The 6,119-nt window shown below is 63.6% G+C and carries 5 protein-coding genes; 1 reads left to right on the forward strand and 4 read right to left on the reverse strand.

Going from position 1 to position 6,119, the window contains the following annotated elements:
- Positions 1-415: 415 nt before the first annotated feature.
- A complete protein-coding gene (locus tag AC5JJ6_RS37020) occupies positions 416-1,390 on the forward strand; it encodes an Rpn family recombination-promoting nuclease/putative transposase (RefSeq protein ID WP_496046829.1) in 975 nt (324 codons plus the stop codon).
- A gap of 586 nt (positions 1,391-1,976) precedes the next feature.
- On the opposite strand, the gene AC5JJ6_RS37025 is transcribed toward AC5JJ6_RS37020, so the two are convergent.
- The 4 genes from AC5JJ6_RS37025 to AC5JJ6_RS37040 all read right to left on the reverse strand — a co-directional run bounded on the left by AC5JJ6_RS37025 (position 1,977) and on the right by AC5JJ6_RS37040 (position 5,834).
- A complete protein-coding gene (locus AC5JJ6_RS37025) occupies positions 1,977-3,371 on the reverse strand; it encodes an ISKra4 family transposase (protein WP_496046830.1) in 1,395 nt (464 codons plus the stop codon).
- 552 nt (positions 3,372-3,923) lie between these two features.
- Entirely contained in the window at positions 3,924-5,069 is a 1,146-nt protein-coding gene (locus AC5JJ6_RS37030) for an IS110 family RNA-guided transposase (protein ID WP_496046831.1), read from the reverse strand.
- A gap of 32 nt (positions 5,070-5,101) precedes the next feature.
- On the reverse strand, positions 5,102-5,659 hold the full coding sequence (locus tag AC5JJ6_RS37035) for a DUF6880 family protein (protein WP_496046832.1): 558 nt from the start codon (positions 5,657-5,659) through the stop codon (positions 5,102-5,104).
- Between the two features lie 4 nt (positions 5,660-5,663).
- Positions 5,664-5,834, reverse strand: a complete 171-nt coding sequence (locus AC5JJ6_RS37040; protein WP_496046833.1) for a tyrosine-type recombinase/integrase — start codon at positions 5,832-5,834, stop codon at positions 5,664-5,666.
- Positions 5,835-6,119: the final 285 nt, after the last annotated feature.

Here is a 6,119-nt window from a genome sequence, read left to right on the forward strand (position 1 = left end):
TGCCCTTCCGCGCGTCAGCCCTTATTCTCCTCAAAGTAGCATCTCGATCAGCATCGGCTGGCACGACCTGTCTGCGAACAGACTCTGACCAGCGGCCCCATCACCGGAACAGACACAAGGATCCGAAAGCCACGACTGTTGCGCTGACGCCCGAAGGGGCCATGGATCGTATCTCTGGAAATTTCAGGCGAGATGATCTTCGCTAGAATGCCATCGGCATCTGCCGATTCGAAGCGATTGGAAGAGAGCAACGCTCGACCCGAGCTCAGACCCCCTGTGTCAGTAGGTTAGGTGGGGCAGGGTGATGCCGCTTGCGGCTGTTTACGTTTCGTACGGTCGAATGCCAAATCCGGCTGGCGCGGCCGGGTTCGGCGCGGCATGATCGGGACTTCGGCAACCAGGAGCGCGTCCGTTCGTGCAGAATTTACCGGTGACGCATGACGCCTTCTTCCGGGCGCTGATGGACGAGCCCGGTGTGGCCGCGACGCTGCTGCGCGAGCATCTGCCGGCCGAGGTGGCGGCCCTGCTGGCGCCCGGTGCGCCGGAGTTGCTCGACGGCCACTTCGTGGCCGCGCATCTGCGCCACAGCCAGGCGGACCGGCTCTACAAGGCTCGTGCCCTCGGGGGTGGCGAGGTCTACATCTATGTCCTGCTGGAGCACAAGAGTGCTCCGGACCCGGAGGTCGGGGTCCAGCTGCTGGGCTACTTGGCCGAGATCTGGCGCCGCCTGGACCGGCAGCGGCTGGAGCAGGGTGGGGCGGTCGGCAGCGAGCGGCCGCCGATCGTGCCGCTGGTGATCTACCATGGCGTGCGCGAGTGGAATGTGCCGCTGTCGTTCGGCGAGACGGTGGTGGCAGATCCGGCCCTGCGGAGCTACCTGCCCGACTTCACCTACTCTTTGCTCGATCTGGGTCAGGTGCCGGACGAGCGGCTGTCCAGCCAGCGTGTCGCGCGGGGCGGGCTGCGGGTGCTGAAGTACAGCCACCGGCCGGACGGGCAGGGGGCGGCGGTGCTGGCGGCGGTCGACGATCTGCTGGGTAGCGGAATTCTGGTCAGTGCGTTTATATACATCAACTGGGCGTACGACGCGGTCGACCGGCGGGTGATCGAGGGGGCGCTGGCCCGGGCGCCGGATGAGCAGAGGGAGGCGGTGATGTCGGTCATGGCACAGGAACGCGAACAGGGCCGTGTCGAAGGACGTGCTGAAGGTAAATCTGAGGGAAAAGCAGAGACGCTGCTCCGGCTGCTCGAGCGGCGCTTTCACGGTGTGCCCGAGACCTACCGTGCTCAGGTGCTGGCCGCGAATGCGAGCCAGCTGGATACCTGGATTGACGCGGTGCTCGACGCCGAGAGCGTTGACGCTGTCTTTGACCGACCGACAGCACATTGATCCCTGCTGGCATGGCGCTCCCGGCTTGAGAGACAAATCCGAGGGAACGCCATCGTCAAGGGAACAGGACATGCAGAATAGAGGCCCTGAAATTCGGGCCAGCCTCAGGCAGCCGCTGCCGCATGCCGCTCGGCCACGGCGTGCCATAAGAAAGTGTGCAGAGTGCCGCGGCGCAGGCGCTGTCCCAAACTCGAGGCCTCTGTGACCCGACCCTGCCCTCGACTACTCTACAGCGATATTGAGGCCGTCAGCAGGATCACCAGCTTGCCAGGATCAGTCGGGTTCCAGGAGTTTTCGACTCGTGGATTGCGCCGGGCATAGCTGAACCACTTTGGAGAAGATGCATGATGACGATGCAATCCCCGTAGAGATTTAGCCGAACCTCGCATAGTTCATCATCTCGATGATAGAACCTGAGGACGAAAGCAGACCATGTTCCTGTCTATGCCGATGTGAAGGTCCCCATGAGCATGATAGTCCTTGGTGATAGAACAGGATTGGTGATCGATGAAGAGAACAGCAGCCCTTCCGAAACATTCGTGCTGCAGCCGAATGCCAGGGGAGCATGTCAAAGCTTGGGAGATGCTCATGCCGCAACCGCGAGAGCCGCAACTTGGTTGTCGTTGACAGCCATGGCCGGATACCATCGGATGAACAGGTCGCGCAGTGTGCCGTCCAGAGTTTTGGTTCGGGTCTGCAGGAGCAGGTGAGCGCCCTGCTTCGACCACTGCATCTGCTGTTTCTTGGCACAGCGCTGGCTGACGACGCGGTTGACCGTTGATTCCACGAAGGCGGTCGAGATCCGCTCGCCCTTGAACCAGCGTTCGCTGTAGTCCGGGAGAGCTGCGGCATTGTTGGCAATGTAGGTGGCCAGGTCGGCGGTCGCCTTGACCAGCCGCTTCAGCTTGGGATAGCCGCTATCCAGGGCAGCGACATCCACGGCGAGTTGCTCGGCTCGGGTCAACGCTTCACCGGCGTCGCCGTGCCAGAGCCGCCACTTGATCCGCTCCAGCCGGCTCTCCAGCGCGGTGGCCTCGATCGGGTTGTGGTGCGCCAGGCCTTTGGTGTACTGGCCGAGCCCAGTCAGGCGCATGGCAATGTGAAACCAGTCCAGGATCGGCACGGCGCCGGGTGCCATCACGCCCGCCAGCGCACGCACGCTGTCGCCGCCGTCGGTCAACATTGTGACGGCCGGGCTCCCTGGCAGATCCTGACTGTGCAGAACCGCGGCAAGTCGGCGGTCGGACCGTTCATCCTGGCTGGAGACGAGGCCAAAGTAGCGGTCATTACAACCCGTAGCCAGGGACTTGCCGACAATGACCTCGAAGTTGCGCTTCTTGTCGTGCCAGTTCCGGAGATAGCCGCCGTCGATGCCGACAATGACCGTTTCCTGCCGGAGCGGTTGGCCATTATCCGGACCGCTTTCAAGGCCAACTGGCTGCTCGCTGCCAAGATCAGCTTCATGGCGAACGGCAATTTTGTGCAGGTGGCGGCGAATAGTGCAGGGATTGGCGGTGCTGCCGATTGGCAGGACCTCTTTCAGCAACTGGGCAGTCAGGCCGAAGGAAACCAGCGAGGCCCATCTGGTCTCCAGGTAGAGCAGTTCCGGCGCGGTGCGCTCGGTGAACAACTCGCTCAGCGGGCTGAAGGTCTTGCTGGCCGAAGGCTGACAGCGGCAACGGTGAAAGCGCGGACTGTTCAGCGGGATGGTGCCAAAGGCGGTACGGAACTGGATCCGACCCGGTCCCTTGCTCAGCAGGGCGCGACCGCATCGGTTACAGCCCCGATGTCGAGCCAGGAAGCTCGCCGCTTGGGCGCTGACCACGCGCTCCTGGATGGCGGCCAGCACGCCCTTGGCGTCACCAAACGTCAGCCCGATCGCCTCCACGCGGTCGTCGCTCTTGTCGAAATGCAGAACCTCGCCCGTACTGATCACGCTGTTGTCGTCACCAACGATCCGGAGCTGGATCTCGATACGCATGCTCGTCTCAAGGGTTGCCGCTGCTCAGCGGTCAGCCTATCTGCCGCCGACGCCACGAACCACCCCCGATCTCCCACACTCATATGAGGGGACCCCGGTCAAGAGCAGAAAGCCAAAGTTCCTGTCCCTTTGTTCGACTGGCACGACCGTCCCTTCGTCCCGACCTGTTCGCATGTTGAGCATCGCGCGCAGCGGCAGGCAAGGCTGGCCCGTCAGAGCCACCGCCGCAGGCGGCTTGGCCTTGCCGGAGCGAGCACGATGCTATCCTGCCCGAGGTCGGAAGCTGCGATCGCTGCCGATCGTGCCGAAAGCGGTTCTCCCATCGAACGCGGCAGAAAAGGCGCCGCGGCAACTCATATCCGGTCGGTCACCGTAGTGGCCGGACCCAGCTTCCCCGTGCGTCGGCTCGAGGCTTGGGGGGAGGCCCGGAAGGGCGGGACCCATCTTTGACGGCGGCGTCTTGCAGCCCTGTGTGGGAACGGTCACGCGCCCCTCTCGGCTCGTCGACGGCCAACGGCCGCCTGTTCAATGTCCTCTCGGCAGGAAATGGTTTCAGGCCCGGAGTTCGACCCCCTCCGGGATCACGCCGGTGCTCAGATATCTCCACAGCGCAACAACCAGCTTACGGGCCAGCGCCACGACCAGGATCCGGCGCAGTCGCCCCCTGGTCTGACCGACGCGCTCCCGGAACCAGCCAGCCAGACGGCTGCCGGGCTGGTAGCGGGTCCACAGCCAGGCGATCTCGATCAGGACCGTGCGCGCTCGGGCGTTGCCCGCCTTGCTGATGCCCTGGTCGAGCTGGACCGAGCCGCTCGCCCACGGGCTGGGCGTCAGACCAAGGTAGGAGGCCAGTTCCCGGCGGTTGGTGAACTCGCGATGGAACACTTCGCGGCCCAGCACGGTCGCAGCGACCGGGCCGATCCCCTTGACCTGCCGCAGCAGGGCGATGCGCTGGTCAGTAACGGTGCCAGCCCCAACGCTGTCGCGCTCGGTCTCGACCTCGCCGATCATCTCCTCGACCAGCTTGAGGCGCCGAAGCTCGCGCCGGATCTCGGCGACCAGGCATGGCGGCAGGGGGCGACCGTCACCGGTACGCAGTTCAGTCAGGCGCTCCGCCGCATTCGGCCGCATCGGCAGGAAGTCCCGGATGCCCTGTGCCATCAGAAGGCCCTTGATGCGGTTGACATGGGCAGTGCGCTCTACGATCAGACGCTCGCGTTCGGGGGTCTGGCGTCGGCGATCCTCGTCCTCAATGGAGGGAACGTGCACAGCGCGGCAGGCGTGGTGCTCGCCGCGCATCAGGGCTGCCAGCGCCCGGATCAATCCGTCGACATCGATGCGATCAGTCTTGACCCGGCGCGCCCGGCGGTTGACCAGCAGGCTGGCAGCATCGAGCACATGGTTGTCGATACCGTGGGCAATCAGGACGCGGTGCAGCCAGAAGCCGTCGTAGCCTGCTTCGTAGCAGCAGACCACCCGGACCGGCTGCCCGAGCGCCGCTTCGGCCCGGCTGCGGGCCTGCTCGATCAGCTTGAGCAGGGCGCCGGCATCGCCACCGGCAATTGAGTGATGACTGATCCGGTCTGAAAACGGAGTACTGAGGGCGACCACCCAGGTAGCCTTCGATAATTCCAGCGCGACCAGTAGGGTGGCGTTCGAAGAAAAGACTTTCGAGGAATGGGCGATCGAATTCTCCATGGCAATCCTCCGTGAAGCAAGACAATCACGCCTCAAAATATGCCAAATCCTGCCTTTCCTGTCGCCTCATAGCATCTTTGACATGCTCCCAACAGGCCATAGTCGTTCTTCGAGAGTGCCGTGAAGACGCGGTCCGCCAAGCTGGCCGGATCAGGCCGCGCCATCACGGCGATGGCCGCAAGATTGTCGCAGGCCGTGTGGAAGAAGTCCCCGACCGAGCCGTTGCTGTCGTCAACGCGATTGAAGACCGGCTCGGCGAGATCCATGAACCGCCACATCAGGTCGAGTGCCAGGTCCGGCCGGGTCTGGGCGATCCGGTCGACGATCATCACCCGCTGCTGATCGAGATCTTTCAGGAATTCCCGGCGCTTCTGCCAGTCGACAAAGGAGCGGGCGTTCCGCAGGGCGGTGAGGCGCTTACCGACTTCGGCGGCGAGAGCGTCGCCACCACCGGTCCGCTCGGCCAGCTCCAGGCGCAGACGCCGCTTGATTTCGGCATTGCCGGCCGCGACCTCAATGAGGATGGCGGCAAGGCGTTCCGGGCCGAGCGCCGCAAGATTGTCCTGGTTGAGGGTCTTCCTCGACACCATGCCGTCAGTTTCTCCCTATGCTTTCGAACCGGCTGCCTGAGATCCAAGTGTAATGGACCATGTGCCTGGGATCGCGATGTACAAGGTAGTCCTGGATCAGCCTTAGGTCGTGCCCCCTGTCAGCCAGGGCGAACCCGCATAAGTGATGAACCATATGGGAGTGAGTCGGTGCCAACTAGGCTCGGATTACCACTGTGATCAAGGAGTTCCCCGACTGCCGTGCAGCGGCTGTCCGCGCTCCGACAGGAACAGCCAGGGCAGTACGCCCTTGCAGGTGGCCAGATAGCGTCAGATATGACACAACTGGTCATGGCGACAAATTGACCGTGCGACAACCTGCTTCCTTGATGGCAAGCGTCCGCTTACAGCTGCCGGCACCGCGACAAAGCGACGGCATTCCGGAATGGCTTCAACCGCTACCAGGCGGGACCTGGATGACGGCCGTAATCTCGCGGGCCAG

It is taken from the genome of Skermanella sp. (assembly GCF_059503625.1).